Source organism: Meiothermus granaticius NBRC 107808 (assembly GCF_003574355.1).
Lineage (GTDB): Bacteria > Deinococcota > Deinococci > Deinococcales > Thermaceae > Meiothermus > Meiothermus granaticius.
Genome location: NZ_QWLB01000038.1, coordinates 1 through 14,060, shown reverse-complemented (window position 1 = coordinate 14,060; position 14,060 = coordinate 1). Strand labels below are relative to the sequence as shown.

15 protein-coding genes and 1 pseudogene are annotated in these 14,060 nt (G+C 63.0%); 11 read left to right on the top strand and 5 right to left on the bottom strand.

Annotated elements, in window-relative coordinates; translation table 11 throughout:
• Positions 1-10: 10 nt before the first annotated feature.
• Positions 11-736, top strand: coding sequence for an SIR2 family NAD-dependent protein deacylase (locus tag Mgrana_RS12680; protein WP_119357973.1), 726 nt, complete (start codon positions 11-13; stop codon positions 734-736).
• Positions 737-747: 11 nt separating this feature from the next.
• On the opposite strand, the gene Mgrana_RS12675 is transcribed toward Mgrana_RS12680, so the two are convergent.
• Positions 748-1,851, bottom strand: a complete 1,104-nt coding sequence (locus Mgrana_RS12675; protein ID WP_119357972.1) for a class II aldolase/adducin family protein — start codon at positions 1,849-1,851, stop codon at positions 748-750.
• Positions 1,852-1,942: 91 nt separating this feature from the next.
• On the opposite strand from Mgrana_RS12675, the gene Mgrana_RS12670 reads away from it, so the two are divergent.
• Genes Mgrana_RS12670 through Mgrana_RS12650 form a run of 5 tightly spaced genes read left to right on the top strand, consistent with a single transcriptional unit; the run spans position 1,943 to position 5,377 of the window.
• Positions 1,943-2,608, top strand: a complete 666-nt coding sequence (locus Mgrana_RS12670) for a monothiol bacilliredoxin BrxC family protein (protein ID WP_119357971.1) — start codon at positions 1,943-1,945, stop codon at positions 2,606-2,608.
• Positions 2,609-2,668: 60 nt separating this feature from the next.
• The gene (locus tag Mgrana_RS12665; RefSeq protein ID WP_119357970.1) at positions 2,669-2,947 is read left to right on the top strand and encodes a hypothetical protein; all 279 of its coding nucleotides are present in this window, start codon (positions 2,669-2,671) and stop codon (positions 2,945-2,947) included.
• Between the two features lie 11 nt (positions 2,948-2,958).
• Positions 2,959-3,744, top strand: coding sequence for a nitroreductase family protein (locus Mgrana_RS12660; protein ID WP_119357969.1), 786 nt, complete (start codon positions 2,959-2,961; stop codon positions 3,742-3,744).
• 53 nt (positions 3,745-3,797) lie between these two features.
• Positions 3,798-4,862: a type III polyketide synthase gene (locus Mgrana_RS12655; protein ID WP_119357968.1), complete on the top strand. Its 1,065-nt coding sequence runs from the start codon at positions 3,798-3,800 to the stop codon at positions 4,860-4,862.
• Positions 4,863-4,870: 8 nt separating this feature from the next.
• Positions 4,871-5,377, top strand: a complete 507-nt coding sequence (locus Mgrana_RS12650) for an isoprenylcysteine carboxyl methyltransferase family protein (RefSeq protein ID WP_119357967.1) — start codon at positions 4,871-4,873, stop codon at positions 5,375-5,377.
• A 5-nt stretch (positions 5,378-5,382) separates the two neighbouring features.
• On the opposite strand, the gene thrS is transcribed toward Mgrana_RS12650, so the two are convergent.
• Positions 5,383-7,341, bottom strand: coding sequence for a threonine--tRNA ligase (thrS, locus tag Mgrana_RS12645; protein WP_119357966.1), 1,959 nt, complete (start codon positions 7,339-7,341; stop codon positions 5,383-5,385).
• Between the two features lie 193 nt (positions 7,342-7,534).
• On the opposite strand from thrS, the gene Mgrana_RS16745 reads away from it, so the two are divergent.
• A complete protein-coding gene (locus Mgrana_RS16745; RefSeq protein WP_147021075.1) occupies positions 7,535-7,747 on the top strand; it encodes a hypothetical protein in 213 nt (70 codons plus the stop codon).
• A gap of 78 nt (positions 7,748-7,825) precedes the next feature.
• Here Mgrana_RS16745 and Mgrana_RS12640 read toward each other — a convergent pair whose 3' ends face one another.
• On the bottom strand, positions 7,826-9,079 hold the full coding sequence (locus Mgrana_RS12640; RefSeq protein ID WP_240631365.1) for an MFS transporter: 1,254 nt from the start codon (positions 9,077-9,079) through the stop codon (positions 7,826-7,828).
• A gap of 138 nt (positions 9,080-9,217) precedes the next feature.
• Between Mgrana_RS12640 and Mgrana_RS12635 the strand changes: the two genes are divergently transcribed.
• From Mgrana_RS12635 to Mgrana_RS12625, 3 genes are all read left to right on the top strand, one after another.
• Positions 9,218-10,195 (top strand): hypothetical protein, encoded by a 978-nt coding sequence (locus Mgrana_RS12635; RefSeq protein WP_119357965.1) that lies wholly within the window; start codon positions 9,218-9,220, stop codon positions 10,193-10,195.
• 145 nt (positions 10,196-10,340) lie between these two features.
• Entirely contained in the window at positions 10,341-11,066 is a 726-nt protein-coding gene (locus Mgrana_RS12630) for a hypothetical protein (protein ID WP_240631364.1), read from the top strand.
• A 69-nt stretch (positions 11,067-11,135) separates the two neighbouring features.
• Positions 11,136-12,386: a S41 family peptidase gene (locus Mgrana_RS12625; RefSeq protein ID WP_119357964.1), complete on the top strand. Its 1,251-nt coding sequence runs from the start codon at positions 11,136-11,138 to the stop codon at positions 12,384-12,386.
• A 29-nt stretch (positions 12,387-12,415) separates the two neighbouring features.
• On the opposite strand, the gene Mgrana_RS12620 is transcribed toward Mgrana_RS12625, so the two are convergent.
• Positions 12,416-12,823, bottom strand: a complete 408-nt coding sequence (locus Mgrana_RS12620) for an acyl-CoA thioesterase (RefSeq protein ID WP_240631363.1) — start codon at positions 12,821-12,823, stop codon at positions 12,416-12,418.
• Between the two features lie 71 nt (positions 12,824-12,894).
• Between Mgrana_RS12620 and Mgrana_RS12615 the strand changes: the two genes are divergently transcribed.
• Positions 12,895-13,668 (top strand): hypothetical protein, encoded by a 774-nt coding sequence (locus tag Mgrana_RS12615; protein WP_119357962.1) that lies wholly within the window; start codon positions 12,895-12,897, stop codon positions 13,666-13,668.
• 1 nt (position 13,669) lies between these two features.
• Here Mgrana_RS12615 and Mgrana_RS12610 read toward each other — a convergent pair.
• A pseudogene (locus Mgrana_RS12610) lies at positions 13,670-14,060 on the bottom strand (DUF58 domain-containing protein); the annotation flags it as partial.

Below are 14,060 nucleotides of genomic sequence, written 5' to 3'. Positions count from 1 at the left end.
CTAAAGGCTGATGCATGCTTGGAAAGAGGCTCGAGCCCGCCTAAACCAGGCTCAGCGAATTGCCGTTCTGACCGGGGCTGGGGTTTCCAAGCCCTCGGGCATCCCCACCTTTCGAGATGCCGCGGGCTTGTGGCGGGGCTTCAACCCTGAAGAATACGCCTCCCCACAGGCCTATGCTCGAGATCCACAGAAGGTCTGGGGGTGGTATGCCTGGCGCTACCAGCAGGTCTGCCAGGCTCAGCCCAACCCAGCCCATCTCCGGTTGGTGGAGCTGGAGCACCGGGTGGGGGAGGATTTCCTGCTGGTCACCCAGAACGTGGACGGGCTGCACGCCAGGGCCGGTTCGCAGCGCTTGGTCGAGCTGCACGGCAACCTCACCCAGGGTCGCTGCGAGGTCTGCGGGCATCGCTTCGCCCTGCCGGCGCCGGAAGCCTTCACCCCACCGCCCCAATGCCCCAGGTGTGGGGCCAGAGCCCGCCCCGATGTGGTGTGGTTTGGCGAACGCCTGCCCCCTGGGGCCTTCGAGACTGCCGAACAGGCCTTCAGGGGTTGTGAGGTGGCCCTGATCCTCGGCACCAGCGGTGAGGTGGAACCCGCAGCAGGCTTAGGGCGCTTGGCTGCGTACTCTGGAGCCTACATCGTGGAAATCAACCCCGAGCCCACCCCGCTCTCTTCCCTGGCCAGCTCGAGCCTGCGCATGGGGGCGGTGGAAGGACTGGAGGCCTTGATGGGGTGAGGGAAGCCCCGCTAGCTCATGGGGACCCGGCGCAGCAACCGGCCCTCGATGCGGCTCAGGATGTCCTCGAGGCTGCGACCGGTAATGGTGAGGCCATGGTTCTTGAGTCCCACCACCGCCTGAGCAGGATCGGCAGCCTCGCGCACCTTCTGGGCTACGGCATCAGCCAGCTCATAGGTGCCGCAGGGGTAGTTGAACTGGGTTGAGGGCGCCCCCTCCATCCAGGCGTGGACATGGATGATAGCCTGCACCTCAGGGTGTTCCCGGTAGATCATCCAGTGCTCAATGGCATCCACAGAAACCCGGCGCGGCTCCACATTGGGGGGCACCGAGAGCAGCATGGCGTTTTGGGCGATATCGTAGTCCTTGACCATCAGAATATCGCGCCCGACCTCCCGCAGGTTGGCCTTGTTCACCCCGCTGGCCGACATCCAGAAGCGTTTATCGTCCTTGCGGGCCGAAAGGTTCCCATAGGATAGCCCCCCGATTCCGTAGAGCCGCTTGACATGGCGGAAGTCCTCCGGGGGCAGAATTTCCTCGATGGGGAAGGCGGTGGGGAGCAAGTCCCATTCGGCCAGCTTGCGCCCAGCAGCGGTGATGCTCTGGGTGATGGCGTCCCCACCCCACAGCTCGGGCTCGAGGTCGGGGTCAAATTGGTTGGACACCACCAGCACTGAGGAGGCGATGGGCTCAATCCGCTCGAACAGCCGCTCGGCAAACCCTGGGCCTTCGGGCTCGAAATACTGGCCCAGCTCGAGGGTCAGGAAATAGGCCCCAACCCCAGGAACATAAACCACCAGCATGTTGGAGAGGGCCCGTACCAAATAGGGGTACAGCTCAGCGATGAGGTTATCCGGAACCACCGGAAGCGCCAGCAGCGAGATCACCATGGTGGCCTGAGCCCGGCGCCGGTAGGGCTGGGGCTTGGCTGCCGTGATCAGGTTGAGGACCATCCGGGGGGTCTCGGGCTCGGCCTCATAGACGTAGCCCTTGCGCTCAAATACCGCCTTGAGCTCCTGCGCCAACACATCTAAACCTTCGGCTTGACCCGCCAGGGTGAAAACGGGAGAGGTGCCCTGCTTTACCTCTCGAGTGGGTATAGAGGTCGTTCTCATTTCGGCCTATTTTACATGAGGGGTCATCTGGTCAACCCCAACCCCTTTCACGATTCATCCAGGCCCCAATTCGGGCCGTATCATGGAGCCAATGAGCTTGCGCGAGCGCATCTTTGACCTGCACACCCCGGAATCCGTAGATCGGTTCCTCGAAACCTACCCGTTGGCGGCCATCTTCAAAGCCAGCACCAGTGACAGGACCTTCGAGGCCTGGGGGTTTGTCGAGCGCGCCATAGAAAATCGAACCGACCTGGCCCTCGGCCTCATCCGCATCCCCGAGGACCGTCCCGCCAGCAACTGGGTTGAAGAGCGCAGCGGTGTGCGCCATCAAAGCCCCCAGTTCATCCTCTTTCGAAACGGAAAGCCCGTTTTCGACCTGGACAACCGAGAGATCGAACCAGAGCGCCTGAGCCAGCTTCTGGCCGAGTCTCTCCCCGTTCACCTGGGGGCGGCGGTCAAGAACCCCGCGGTGGTGGGGCTGCATGTGTATGCTGATCTGCTGCGGCGTTTCGTGCAGGGAAATCTGAGCGAGGAGCGCTTCCAGTGGGGCTACTTGGACCAGCTCAAAAAGGAAGCCGGTTGGCGCAGCGAAGCCGATTTTGAGCTGCTGAACAGCCTGTTTGAAAACCCCGATGGGCGGGCTTTCCGACCGGCCACCCTGGTAGCGCTGGAGTTCCAGTCCCAGTTGGCCGGACGCGGCAGGCCCCTGCTCGAGCGGGCCAGGGCACTGCTGGCGCGCCTCGAGGCTCAGGCTTGAAGCCCTAAGAGCGCAGCCTGGACTGCATTGCCTCGGGCTCCTATCGGTATGCTGAGGCCAATGTCTTGGGTGATGGGCATCGCACTGGGCCTCTATCTGCTCAACCTGGGGGTGGGATTGGCCGCGCAGCTGCAGTGGGCTCGGTTTGGGGTCTGGCATCACCTGCTTTACTTCGCCGTATTTGCCAGCGCGATCGCTTCCTTGCTCCTGCTGCGGGAGTACGGGTTGCTCCTGACCATCGCTTGCCTGGCCCTATTCCCTCGAGCCCGCCCCCATACCTGGGCGCATCCCGCCCTGGGGATCATCGGGCTGCTGGGATATGCCCTGGCCTTGCTGTAAGGGGGAATGCAATGGAATTTCTAGAGGTGATCCGTAAGCGCAAAACCACCAATGGCCCCTTTCTGGAGACCCCGGTTTCCAAAGAGCATCAGCACCTTCTGATGGAAGCGGCCAGCCGTGCGCCCAGCCACTTCAACTCCCAGCCCTGGCGCTTCGTCTTGATCGAGAACGCGGCCACCCGGCAACGCATCGCCGAGCTGGGGGGGGCCAGCATGGAGCGCCTGATCGCTGAGGGTAAGTTCTTCGAGCGCTACCGCCCCTACTTCCGCTTCAGCGAGGAGGAGATGGAAGAGCGCCGTGACGGGATCCTGATTGATCAGCTTCCCGGCCCACTGCGGCCCTTTACCCGGCAGATCATGAGCCCTAGGGCCCTGGGTCTGCTCCGCACCCTGCGGGTTCCCCAGCTGCTGGGGGAGGACAACCGCAAGTTGGTGGCTGGGTCTCCCCTGCTCTTGGCCGCACTCCTGGACAAGGCTGAGTACCGCCCCGGTGAGCTTTCGGGGTTTTATAGCCTGTTGGGGCTGGGGATGGCCATTGAAAACATCTGGCTGACCACCGTGGAGCTGGGGATGGGCATTCAGTTTGTCAGTACGCCGATGGAGGTTCCTGAAGCCTGGGCCGAGATCAAGCGGCTGCTCGAGGTGCCGGAGACCCTCGAGCTGATGGCGGTCTACCGCCTGGGCTACCTGCCCCCCGAGAAACCCCGGCCTCGGATAGACTGGAAGTCCAGCCACCGCAAGCGCATCGGGCAGTACGTTTTCCGCGAGAGCTGCAAGACCCCTGAAGGGGAGGCATAAAAGCGGTTCAGGCTGTAATCGGTGGGGCCCGATGGCCTCAAACTGAAGCAAACATGATCCCCACCTCCCCTTCACCCAACCCCCGCCTTTTAGGCATCGGCACCGCGGTTCCCCCGTACCGCATCGGGCAGGCAGAGGCCAAAGGGTTGGCCGAGCGGCTCTTCGAGGGACTTCCAGGGCTACACCGGCTGCTTGGGGTATTCGAGCATACCGGGATCGAGACCCGCTACCTCTCCGCCCCGCTCGAGTGGTTTGCGCAGGAGCACAGCTTTGCCGAAAAAAATGCCCTCTGGGCCGATACCGCCCTAACCCTATCCATCCAGGCCAGCCAGGCCGCACTGGCCCAGGCCGAGGTTGCAGCAGAGCAAATTGCAGCGGTGGTGTGGGTCTCCACCACAGGGATCGCCACCCCGAGCCTCGAGGCCTATCTGGTACAACGCCTCGGGATTCCGCTTTCGGCGGTGCGGCTTCCGATCTGGGGGCTGGGCTGCGCTGGGGGGGTGGCGGGGCTTTCGCGCTCGGCTGAGCTGGCCCGGCTATACCCCAATGGCTACGTGCTGTTGGTGGCGGTGGAACTGTGCAGCCTAACGTTCGTCCGGGGGGATCTTTCCAAAAGCAATCTGGTGGCTAGCAGCCTCTTTGCCGATGGGGCTGCGGCGGTGGTGCTGGGGCCTGGGAAAGGCCCTGAGGTACGGGGAGGGTTTAGCCGCCTCTTGCCCCAGAGTTATGGCGTAATGGGCTGGGATGTGACCGAAGGGGGCCTCCAGGTACGCTTTGCCCAAAGCATTCCCGAGTTGGTGCGGGGCGAGCTGGGCCGCTTGATTGGAGAGGGGCTCGAGGGCTACGCTTTAGACCCCGAGACGGTGGGGAGCTGGGCCTTACACCCCGGGGGCGCTAAGGTTTTGGCCGCTTACCGCGAGGCCCTGGGGATAGACGCCCGCAGCCTCGAGGCCTCTGGGTGCGTGCTGAAAACCTTTGGCAACATGTCCAGCCCGACTGCTTTGTTCGTGCTGCAGCGGTTGATGAGTCCCCTCGAGCCCCTCCCCGCCGACACCCCAGGGGTGGTCTTAGCCCTGGGCCCAGGGTTCGCCGTCGAGGGAACAGTGTTGCAGTGGTAAAGGAAGCGATGCTGGCTCTGTGGGTTGCGCTGATAGCGGTGGGAATTCAAAGGGGGACAGAGCTGTGGCTGGCCCGCAAAAACCAGGCTTGGGCCCTTGCTCAAGGGGCCAAAGAGTACGGCCAGCGGCATTATTTCCTGTTTTTCGGGCTACACCTGGGTTGGATGTTGGGGTGGTTCGTGGAGGGCAGCCTACGCCATTCCATATCCCCCCACTGGGAAGGGTGGCTGGGCCTTTTTCTAGCCGCTCAGGGGCTTCGCTACTGGGCCATCGCCAGCCTGGGCCCTTATTGGAACACCCGAATTTTGATCGTGCCTAACGCCCAACGGGTGCGGCGCGGCCCCTACCGCTTCATGGCCCACCCCAACTACCTGGCGGTGGGGCTCGAGCTTCTTGCCCTCCCCCTGATCTTCGATGCCTGGATCACGGCCCTTGTGGCCAGCCTCCTCAACGCCCTTTTGCTCCTAGGGGTGCGTATCCCCGCCGAGGAACAGGCCCTGCGAGAGCTGGGATAAGCGGCCTATCGGCGCTCTGCCACCCTCTGGAGCATCTCCCCGATTAGCTCCGCCCGACTTAGGGTCCGCTGGTCCTTGACGTGGCGTTCGCGCAGGTTCACCGTGTGGGTCTGGGTTTCTTTATCCCCTACCACCAAAACCAGGGGGATCTTCTGGAGCTCGGCGTCTCGAATCTTGGCGTTCATCCGTTCGGGCCGGTCATCCACCTCAACCCGCAGCCGGTGCTGGCGCAGTTCAGCCGCTACCTCCTCGGCGTACTCGAGGTGGCGGTCTGAAATCGGCACAATCACCGCCTGGGTGGGAGAAAGCCATAGGGGGAAATCCCCGGCGGTATGCTCCAGGTAGAAGGCAAAAAAGCGGTCAAAGCTCCCCATGATAGCCCGGTGGATGATGACCGGGGTTTCCTTCTCCCCTCGCTCATTGGTGAACTCCAAGCCAAAGCGCTGTCCGCTGATGAAATCGAGCTGGTTGGTGGCCACCGATTCCTCCTTGCCCAGCACGGTTCTGGCCTGCACATCCAGCTTGGGGCCATAGAAGGTGGCCTCACCAATCCCCTCCACATACTTGGCCCCGGTCTCGTCCAGTGCGGCCCGGATTGCGGCGATGGCCTCTTCCCAGTGCGGGCCAGGCTCCCCGAATTTCTCGGGGTTGTTCTCAAAATCAGGCAAGCTCAGCCTGAACCAGTAATCCTGGATGCCGAAATCTTTATAGACCTCATCAAACAGCTGAATGACCCGTATGAACTCCCCTTTGACCTGCGCTTTCGAGCAGTAGATATGGGCATCGTTTTGGGTGAACCCGCGCCCCCGGGTGAGGCCGGAGAGTGTGCCCGAGAGCTCAAAGCGATACACCGTGCCGAACTCCGCCAGCCGCAGAGGAAGGTCGCGGTAACTGTGGGGTCGGGCTTTGTAGATCATGTGGTGATGAGGGCAGTTCATCGGCTTGAGGTAGTATTCCTCGCCCTCGATCTCGATGGGGGCATACATGTCGTCTTTGTAATAGGGCAGATGGCCAGAGGTGTAATACAGCTTGGCGTGGCCGATATGAGGGGTATACACGTAGTGATAACCGTGGGTTTGCTCCTTATCGTACATGTACTGCTCGAGCTGCCGCCGAACAAAGGCCCCCTTGGGGAGCCACAGCGGGAGGCCTTTGCCCACCTCCTCCGAGATGGTGAAAAGATCCAGTTCCTGCCCCAGCTTGCGGTGATCGCGGCGCTTGGCTTCCTCCTGCTGCCAAAGGTAGTGGTCGAGCTCAGCTTTGCTGCTGAAGGCAATCCCATAGATGCGCTGGAGCATCGGCCTGGAGGAGTCCCCGCGCCAGTAGGCCCCCGCAATGCTGGTGAGTTTGAAGTAGGGGGGGATACGGCCCGTGCTGGGCACATGCGGCCCACGGCAGAGGTCGGTGAAGCCGTTTTGGTCGTCCCCCTGCTGATAAAAGCTGATCTCCTCGCCGGGGGGCAGGTTCTCGATCAGTTCGGTTTTGTAGGGGTCAATCCCCTGGTAACGCTCGAGAGCCTCCCGGCGGGACAGCACAAAGCGGTGCAGGGGCAGGTTTTCACCCACAATCCGATGCATCTTGGCCTCAATCAGTGGTAAATCCTCCTCGCGCAGCGGCTCGGGGGCATCGATGTCGTAATAAAACCCGTTCTCAATGACAGGGCCGATGGCCAGCTTGACCGCCTCGGGGCTGAAGCCCCGCTCCCGATACAGTTCCCGCACCGCCTGGGCCATCACGTGGGCCAGGGTGTGGCGAAAAAGCTGGGCATACTCGGGGTCTTTTTCAGTCAGAATGCGCAGTCTGGCCCCACTGGGGAGGGGTTTCATGAGGTCGTAAAGATCGCCGTCAGCGATAGCACCGATGGCGGCTTTGGCCAGCCCTGGGCCGATCAAACGGGCAGCATCGGCAGCCGTGGCCTGTTCAGGCAGCTCGAGGGATTTTCCATCCGGCAGATAAATGTTCATGGCACGCAACTCCTTTGGACAGTGAAAAAAAATCCGGCCCGCATCCTACGCGAGCCGGGGGAACCTCCTGAGCCTTGCGGCTAGAAGTTCCCCCAGCTTGGAGTAGTCCGCAAACCAAGCATCCTGATCTGGAGTCTACTCAGGTTTTCGAGAGGCGTCAAACTTCGCGGCCCTATACCATTTTTATATTCTCATGTCAACGATTGACGACCATAACTTCCCCAGGTATCGTAACGCCAAGCAGGATAAGGGAGGTCTAACCATGTGCAACCGCGACAAAGGAGAACTCTGGGCCGGGCGTGACAAAGGCGAGCTGTGGGCAGGCCGGGACAAGGGTGAGCTGTGGGCGGGGCGCGATAAAGGAGAGCTCTGGGCCGGGCGCACCAAGGTCGGAGGCAAGTTCTAGCTGGGTTGATCCCCACCCTAAATCAACACCAACCGGACGAGCAGGGCTCGTCCGGTTCCTCTTAACTGTCCACAAGCCCTAGGGCTGGGATCTGGAGGCGTAGATCGCCTCGAGGTCGCGCAGGCGCCGCCCGGCATACAGGGCCCAGCCATAGCAGACCGAGGCCAGCAGCATCGGCCCCACATAGCCAATACGGTCGGCCAGAAAGCCGCCCAACACCGGTGAGAACGAAAGCAATCCGACGATGGTGTTGGAGAGCCCAATGTAGGAGCTGCGGTTGTTGTCTGGGGCCAGGTTGAGCAGGTAGGTGGAGGTGCTGACCCCAATCGCAGCCAGATACGCCCCTTGCAGCACAAAAACCCCCCAGTAATCCCCCGGCGGGAGCAGCAGGGCCAAGACCGGGGTCAGGGTGCCCAAGGCAGCCCCCACCAGCATCAGGGTCTTGGAGCCGTAGCGCCTCGAGACCTGCACCCACAATAGGTTGGCCAGCACCGAGGAAAGGGTAAAGATGGTCAGGTACAACCCGATCTCCCCGCTCTGGTGCAGTTGGCGCACCGCGAACGCGGCATAGAAGGGCTCTACCATCCCTCCAACCGCCAGCAATACCCGAACCCTCAAAAACCGCCGGAAGTAGAAGTCGCGGAAGGGCAGCCGCAGGGAGATGCGGTCGGTTTTACCTTCCTCGGGGGGCTCTTTGATCAGGCCAAAAAAGTACCAGCAGTAGCCGTAGGCTATGGCCCCCAAGGCGAAAATAATGGCGTAGGTATGGGGGAAAGGCAGTGGCAGTCCCAGGATGAAGCGCACCACAAAGCCGGTCAGGAAGCCCAGCACCCCCCCCACCAGATTGCGGGCTGAAAATAACCCGGCCCGCCGTTCCATGGGGACGGTCTTACCAATCGCCTCCCAGAAGGGCAGCGAGGAGATACCGCTAAACAAACCGTTGGCGGCCAGGCCGAGGATGAAGACCGGCAGCAGCAGGTGAGGATGCTGCCCCAGCACGAAGGTGGCCACCACCACCACCCACAAACTCCCCGCCCGCAACCAAGCCACCCGTCGGTACAGTTCGATCTTGCGCGACAGTCGGGCAACATACGGGGCTACGAACACCTGGGGCACCATAGACCCGGCCCCCAGCAAGGCGGGTAGCAGCCCGACTATGGTGTTGGGTGCTCCCAGCTTGGCCGCAAAGGAAGCCAGCACAATGCTGCCGTTAAAAAAGGCATCACCCAACGAGGCCAGCCAGCCGTTGATCATGGCCATGCGGTAGTTGTGGTCCGAGAGGTCGAGTATGCTGCGGTTTGAGGTTGTCGTCTTGGGGCTGGGTTCGGTCATAGGGCTTCTGACTCCGCTCCGTTCTACCCTACACGCTCACAACCCTTGATGTCTTCTCTGATCTCTCCTCGAGCCCCCATGATCGCATTCACGTTTAACTCTCTCCCCATCCGCAATAATCACTCCTAAGAGGTATCCGTGCTGCTCCTTCCCACCCTAGGCCCCTTCCATCTGCTACACCCGCGCTACAACGCGGTCAGCGTGCTCGAGTACGTTCGCCAGCAAGCCCCTCAACAGGTCTGGCTGGCCTCTTATGGCCCCGAAGAGCTGGCCGCTGGAACCTGGCGCGATGAGGGGGAACTCCCCCTGTTTCACCTGTTGCCCTGGGCCCAGGCCGCTCGAGTCCCGGTGGAGGCCCTGGACTCCAGGGCTTACCTCAAAGCCGAGGCCGATCGCTTTCGTCAGGCCCTCTCGCAGTTTCCAAAGGGTCAGGAGATTCTGGCCTCGGCAGCGGGGCTCGAGGAGCGCCTGCAAAGCCTGCTCACTACGCCCCAGTCTCCCCAGACCCTCTGGAGCCCAGCCATCCTGGCTGAGCTTCAGGCCTACCTGACGGACTACCGTGAGCGTTTTGGTGAAGGCCCCGCCACGGGCTTCCGCCAAGAGCGGATGCAAGCCCTGGCCTCTCAGCTCAGGGATCGGCAACCAACCGAGCCTGTGGTGATCTTGGCGGATTTGCTGGATTATGCCCTCTTGCGCGGGCTTCTACCGGAGGCGCAAACCCCCGAGCCGCAAGCGCCGAGCCCGGCCGAACGCCAGCGCAGTGTGCTGGACCGCGCCTGGCGGCTCGAGGCCTCGGATGATTGGGGCGCCCTGCTGGCCCAGCTGGCAGAGGTGGGGAGCCCCGAGGCCCAGTACTGCGCGGCCCAGATCTATCTGGCTGCTGGGCAGCCCGGCGATGCCCTCGAGCTGCTCGAGGAGCTCATCCATAGCGAGTTTAGCTTTCCCGAGTACCTGCCGGGGTATGTCTTGGCCCGCTATGGCCAACTGGCCGATCTGAGCAACCAGCGGGATAAGGCCCTGCGCGCGTATCAGGCGGTATTGGCCTTGGCCTGGGCTCCACGGGAAGCTCAGGAAATCGCCTTGGCGGGGCAGCGCGCGCCCTTCAAGGTGAGTTGAGGCCCGCCCCTGGGCTGAGAGCGGGAGCATCCCCCAGCCCACCAAGCGCTCAATTTCCCCCTTCCCGAGGCCACTGGAAGGGGGAGTTGCCGGGGTTCTCACCTTGGGGACATCCTTTTGGCCTGGCTTGCGGTAGCCTGTGGAGGTGAGGCTGTTCACTTTGCTCAACATCTGGTGGCTGGTGGGGTCTGCCCTCTGCCTGGCCCCTGCGTGGGCTCAGGGGGTCAGTGCCGGCACGCTGCTCGAGCGGGCCAAAGCGGCGCATGGCGGAGCGGCTTTGAGCAACCTGCGCACCTACCAAGAAACCGCCACCCTGACCACCTTCCAGGTGGGCCAGCCAGAACACACCCTGAGCGTGGTCTCCTACGTGGACTTCAAAGCCGAGCGGCTGCGCATCGAATACCGCGATGGCCGCACCCTGATTCAGGTGATCCAATTTTCCCCTCAGGCTGCGCAAAGCTGGAGTGCCCAGCGCGGCACCCAACCCCTTGGAGCAGAGCTGGCCCAGGATCTCCGCAACGGCTTGTATCAAAACTGGTATGGGCTGCGGCTCGGGAGCAAGGGCCGTCAGGAAATGCAGCTGGAAGGGGAACAGACTTTTGCCGACGTCACGGGCCTGACCGTAAGGGTGCGCACTCAAGGCGCCACCACCACCTACCTCTTCGATTCTCAAGGCCGCCTCCGGGCTGAGCGCACCGACAACAGCCAGGGGCGTACCACCGTGGTCTACGGCGACCTGAAATCGGTGGAGGGGGTACTCATCCCCTTCCAAGCCCGCCTCTACGCCAATGGGGCCTTGTTTGCGGAAGCCAAGATCAAGGAGGCTCGAGTCAACCCCCCCCTTGGCCCCGCCACCTGGAAAATGCCCTAAACCCGGAGGAAAGCCAAAAGGAACCCAAGCGCTTTTCTTTCTCACCCGCCGGTTCCCACAATAGGGTCTATGCTCAAACGAAGTGGGTTGTTCTCGCTGGCTCTGGTCTTATCCAGCCTGGCCCTGGCCAGCCCAGCACAAGATCTCTACAACGAGGTCAATCGGGTCTTACAACAGCGCTACGGTGGCTTTTCTCAGGTCAATTTGGAGGCGCTCCAACAGAAATATCAGCCCGACCTGGATAAGGCCTGTGCTCAAGACGCAGCCTGTCCTACCAGCAAGGCCGTTCCCGTGATCCAGAGCCTAATCGCCGAGCTCGGGGACCGCCATACCCGCTACTTTACCCCTTCGGATTTCGCTGAGTTTCAGGCCCGGCTCCGTGGGGGCAGCAGCAATCGCCCCCAGATCGGGGTGCAGCTCCAAACCGTTCCCGACCTCGAGGGGCTGCTCATCACCGAGGTGACCCAGGGCAGCCCCGCCGACCTCGCGGGGCTTCAGCGCTGGGACCGCATCCTGCGCATCAACGGCGAGCCTTTCCCCGCCAACGAGGAGGAGCGGGTGCCCTTCCTGCGCGAGCGGGTAGGCAGCGGAACCCCGGTGCGCCTCGAGGTCCAGCGCGGGACCCAAAAGCTGGAGGTTAGCCTTCAGGGACAACTGATCTCACTGCTCCAACTCCCCTACCTAAAGGTGCGCCCGGACGGGGTGGCGGTGCTGCGCATCCCCAGCTTCACTGGGTACAACCAGATTGGACCGCGCATCCATGAGCTGGTACGCGAGGCCCAGGCCAAAGGGGCCAAGGAGATGGTCGTAGACCTGCGCGGCGACGGGGGCGGTCTCCTCAGCGAGTGTCTGGTAGGGGCAGGGGCCTTTGTGGGCGATACCTTCCGGCAGCTCAAGGGGCCCCAGTACCAGAGCGAGGAGGGCTACCGCAACGGAGCCTATTTCAACGGGGCCTTTCGCAACTACCGGGTCAACCCTGCTCGTTGGGACGGCCCAGTCAGTGTGTTGGTGGATGCAAAAACCGCCTCCTGTGCGGAATACTTCGCCTTCGATTTGCAAGAGCGGCGGGGGGCTTTGGTGATCGGCCAGCCCACTGCCGGGGTGGGCAACACCGCGACCCAGGTGCTGCCCCTGAGCGACGGCTCGGGAATCCAGGTGACCACCGCTCAGGCCCGGCGGGCCGACGGCACCCCTTATCCCGAGCGGGTGACCCCGGATGTCTTGCTCGCAGACGACTTCAAGGCGCTGGCGGAGGGCCGGGATCTGGTCCTGGAGCGAGCGGTTGAGCTCCTAAGCGCTTCCGGGGCACAAAAACCTTGAAGTGCGGGCAAATCGCCGGTTTGCGGTGGCTACACCCCTTCGACTGGAAGGGTCTCGAGCCTCCGCACCGCGGCCCGGATGTGCTCGGGAATGCGGGCGGGACGGCCTTCCTCCAACCACACCACCACCGCGCTGACCCTGGCCGCCAGGTGGCCCTCAGCCCAGATCTCGCTCAGGGTGTGGAAGCTGCTATTCCCCACGCGAGGGACCCGCGTGCGCACCTCGAGGGACTCCCCCAGGTGAACCGGGCGCAGAAAATCCACCTCGGCTCGAGCCAGGATGAAATTACCCCCCGCCTCATCGGCGCCCATCGCGCGAATGTAGTGCATCCGGCCCAGTTCAGCATAGGTCAGGTACACCGCGTTGTTCACATGGCCCAGGGGGTCAAGGTCTCGGAAGCGCACTTCGACGGGGGTATGAATGGGAAACTCGCTCACGGGGCCCAGTCTAACCGACCCCTGTTCGGGAACATTTGCCCCCATGTCCCCACTCGAATAGATTAGGGGCGATGCACCGTGCCTACGCCCCTACCCGCCCGCTGATCGTGCTCCATCAGGGACAAAGCCAGTGGTTTTCGCCCCTGCTGGCCGCTGCCATGAACCACAACCTGCCCCTCTTTGTTCACAGCGCAACCCCCAGCGAACCCCGCAGCAGTCGCTATGGAAGCAACCTCGAGGCCGCCCTGGCTGGGTTGGGAGCCCTCAATCTGGCCGGAGCGGTCTTGGAAGACCCCGGCTTGCAGGTACTGGCCCTCGATAAGGTCGAAAACCTGGAAGCCGAGGCCCAAACCGGGCGGCGGGTAGACCTGGTCCTGCCGGAGAGCACCGGCCCACGGGGGTTTTACCTCGAGCCCCTGGCCTTTTCCAACCTGCTGCGCCGCCATGCCCTAGGCGACCGGGCGGTTTGGGTGGGGCCTGTCCGGGCGGAGCTGGCCCAGGGGTTGCGGGGCCTAAGCAAGGTCTCGGTATTGAGCCGCAGTTACCCCGAGGGAGAGGGGTTTTTAGGCTTGCTGCCCGCGCCTCAGCGCGGGGTGGTGGGGGTGGCGGAGCTCCAGGCTGAGGTGGTGGCCCGGGAGGCCGACACGGTGATCTATGCCGGGGGGCCGCTGCCGCTAACCCTGCTCCAGCCCTACCACACCCTCATCGGGCTGAAATCCGTTCCCGCCGAGGCACTGCGCCTGGTGGGGGAGTATCTGCCGCCCGAGGCCTACTTGCGCTTTCACCTGGCCGCTTTGCTCGAGCCCCTGGGATACTCCTTACCCCCTGAGGCGTTCGGGGTGTAGCTCAGCGCTCCTCCAACACCCCCTGCCGCAGCAACCCCGGAATGATCGGCTCCCCCACCCGCAATAGGGCATAGCTCCCCAGCCTACGGGCGATGATTTTGAGGCGGCGCAAATGGGCCTCGAGCGCGGTTTGGTAGGCCTCCACCTCGGCCCGACCCACCTCGAGCCGCCCACCGGTCTCGATGTCCTGCAGCCAGGCCTCATCCAAAGGCGGGGCCAGCTCCGCGGGGGCCAGAATCTGCACCAACACCACCCGCCGCAGCCGATAGAGCAAGCGAGACCAGTCCAGCTCATCCAGCCCATCGGTCAACAGGAGAACCGTTCCAGAGGGGCGAGGCCGTTCCAGCAGCACTGAAGGGCCCTCCGCCACCGGATGTGCGGGTCCTTTCACC

Excerpts from the sequence above, each read along its gene's own strand:
- Mgrana_RS12660 (WP_119357969.1), top strand. The coding sequence starts at position 2,959 with ATGGAATTTCTAGAGGTGATCCGTAAGCGCAAAACCACCAATGGCCCC.
- Mgrana_RS12670 (WP_119357971.1), top strand. The coding sequence starts at position 1,943 with ATGAGCTTGCGCGAGCGCATCTTTGACCTGCACACCCCGGAATCCGTA.
- Mgrana_RS16745 (WP_147021075.1), top strand. The coding sequence starts at position 7,535 with ATGTCAACGATTGACGACCATAACTTCCCCAGGTATCGTAACGCCAAG.
- Mgrana_RS12650 (WP_119357967.1), top strand. The coding sequence starts at position 4,871 with ATGCTGGCTCTGTGGGTTGCGCTGATAGCGGTGGGAATTCAAAGGGGG.
- Mgrana_RS12655 (WP_119357968.1), top strand. The coding sequence starts at position 3,798 with ATGATCCCCACCTCCCCTTCACCCAACCCCCGCCTTTTAGGCATCGGC.
- Mgrana_RS12665 (WP_119357970.1), top strand. The coding sequence starts at position 2,669 with ATGTCTTGGGTGATGGGCATCGCACTGGGCCTCTATCTGCTCAACCTG.
- Mgrana_RS12625 (WP_119357964.1), top strand. The coding sequence starts at position 11,136 with ATGCTCAAACGAAGTGGGTTGTTCTCGCTGGCTCTGGTCTTATCCAGC.
- Mgrana_RS12615 (WP_119357962.1), top strand. The coding sequence starts at position 12,895 with ATGCACCGTGCCTACGCCCCTACCCGCCCGCTGATCGTGCTCCATCAG.
- Mgrana_RS12680 (WP_119357973.1), top strand. The coding sequence starts at position 11 with ATGCATGCTTGGAAAGAGGCTCGAGCCCGCCTAAACCAGGCTCAGCGA.
- Mgrana_RS12675 (WP_119357972.1), bottom strand. The coding sequence starts at position 1,851 with ATGAGAACGACCTCTATACCCACTCGAGAGGTAAAGCAGGGCACCTCT.
- Mgrana_RS12640 (WP_240631365.1), bottom strand. The coding sequence starts at position 9,079 with ATGACCGAACCCAGCCCCAAGACGACAACCTCAAACCGCAGCATACTC.
- thrS (WP_119357966.1), bottom strand. The coding sequence starts at position 7,341 with ATGAACATTTATCTGCCGGATGGAAAATCCCTCGAGCTGCCTGAACAG.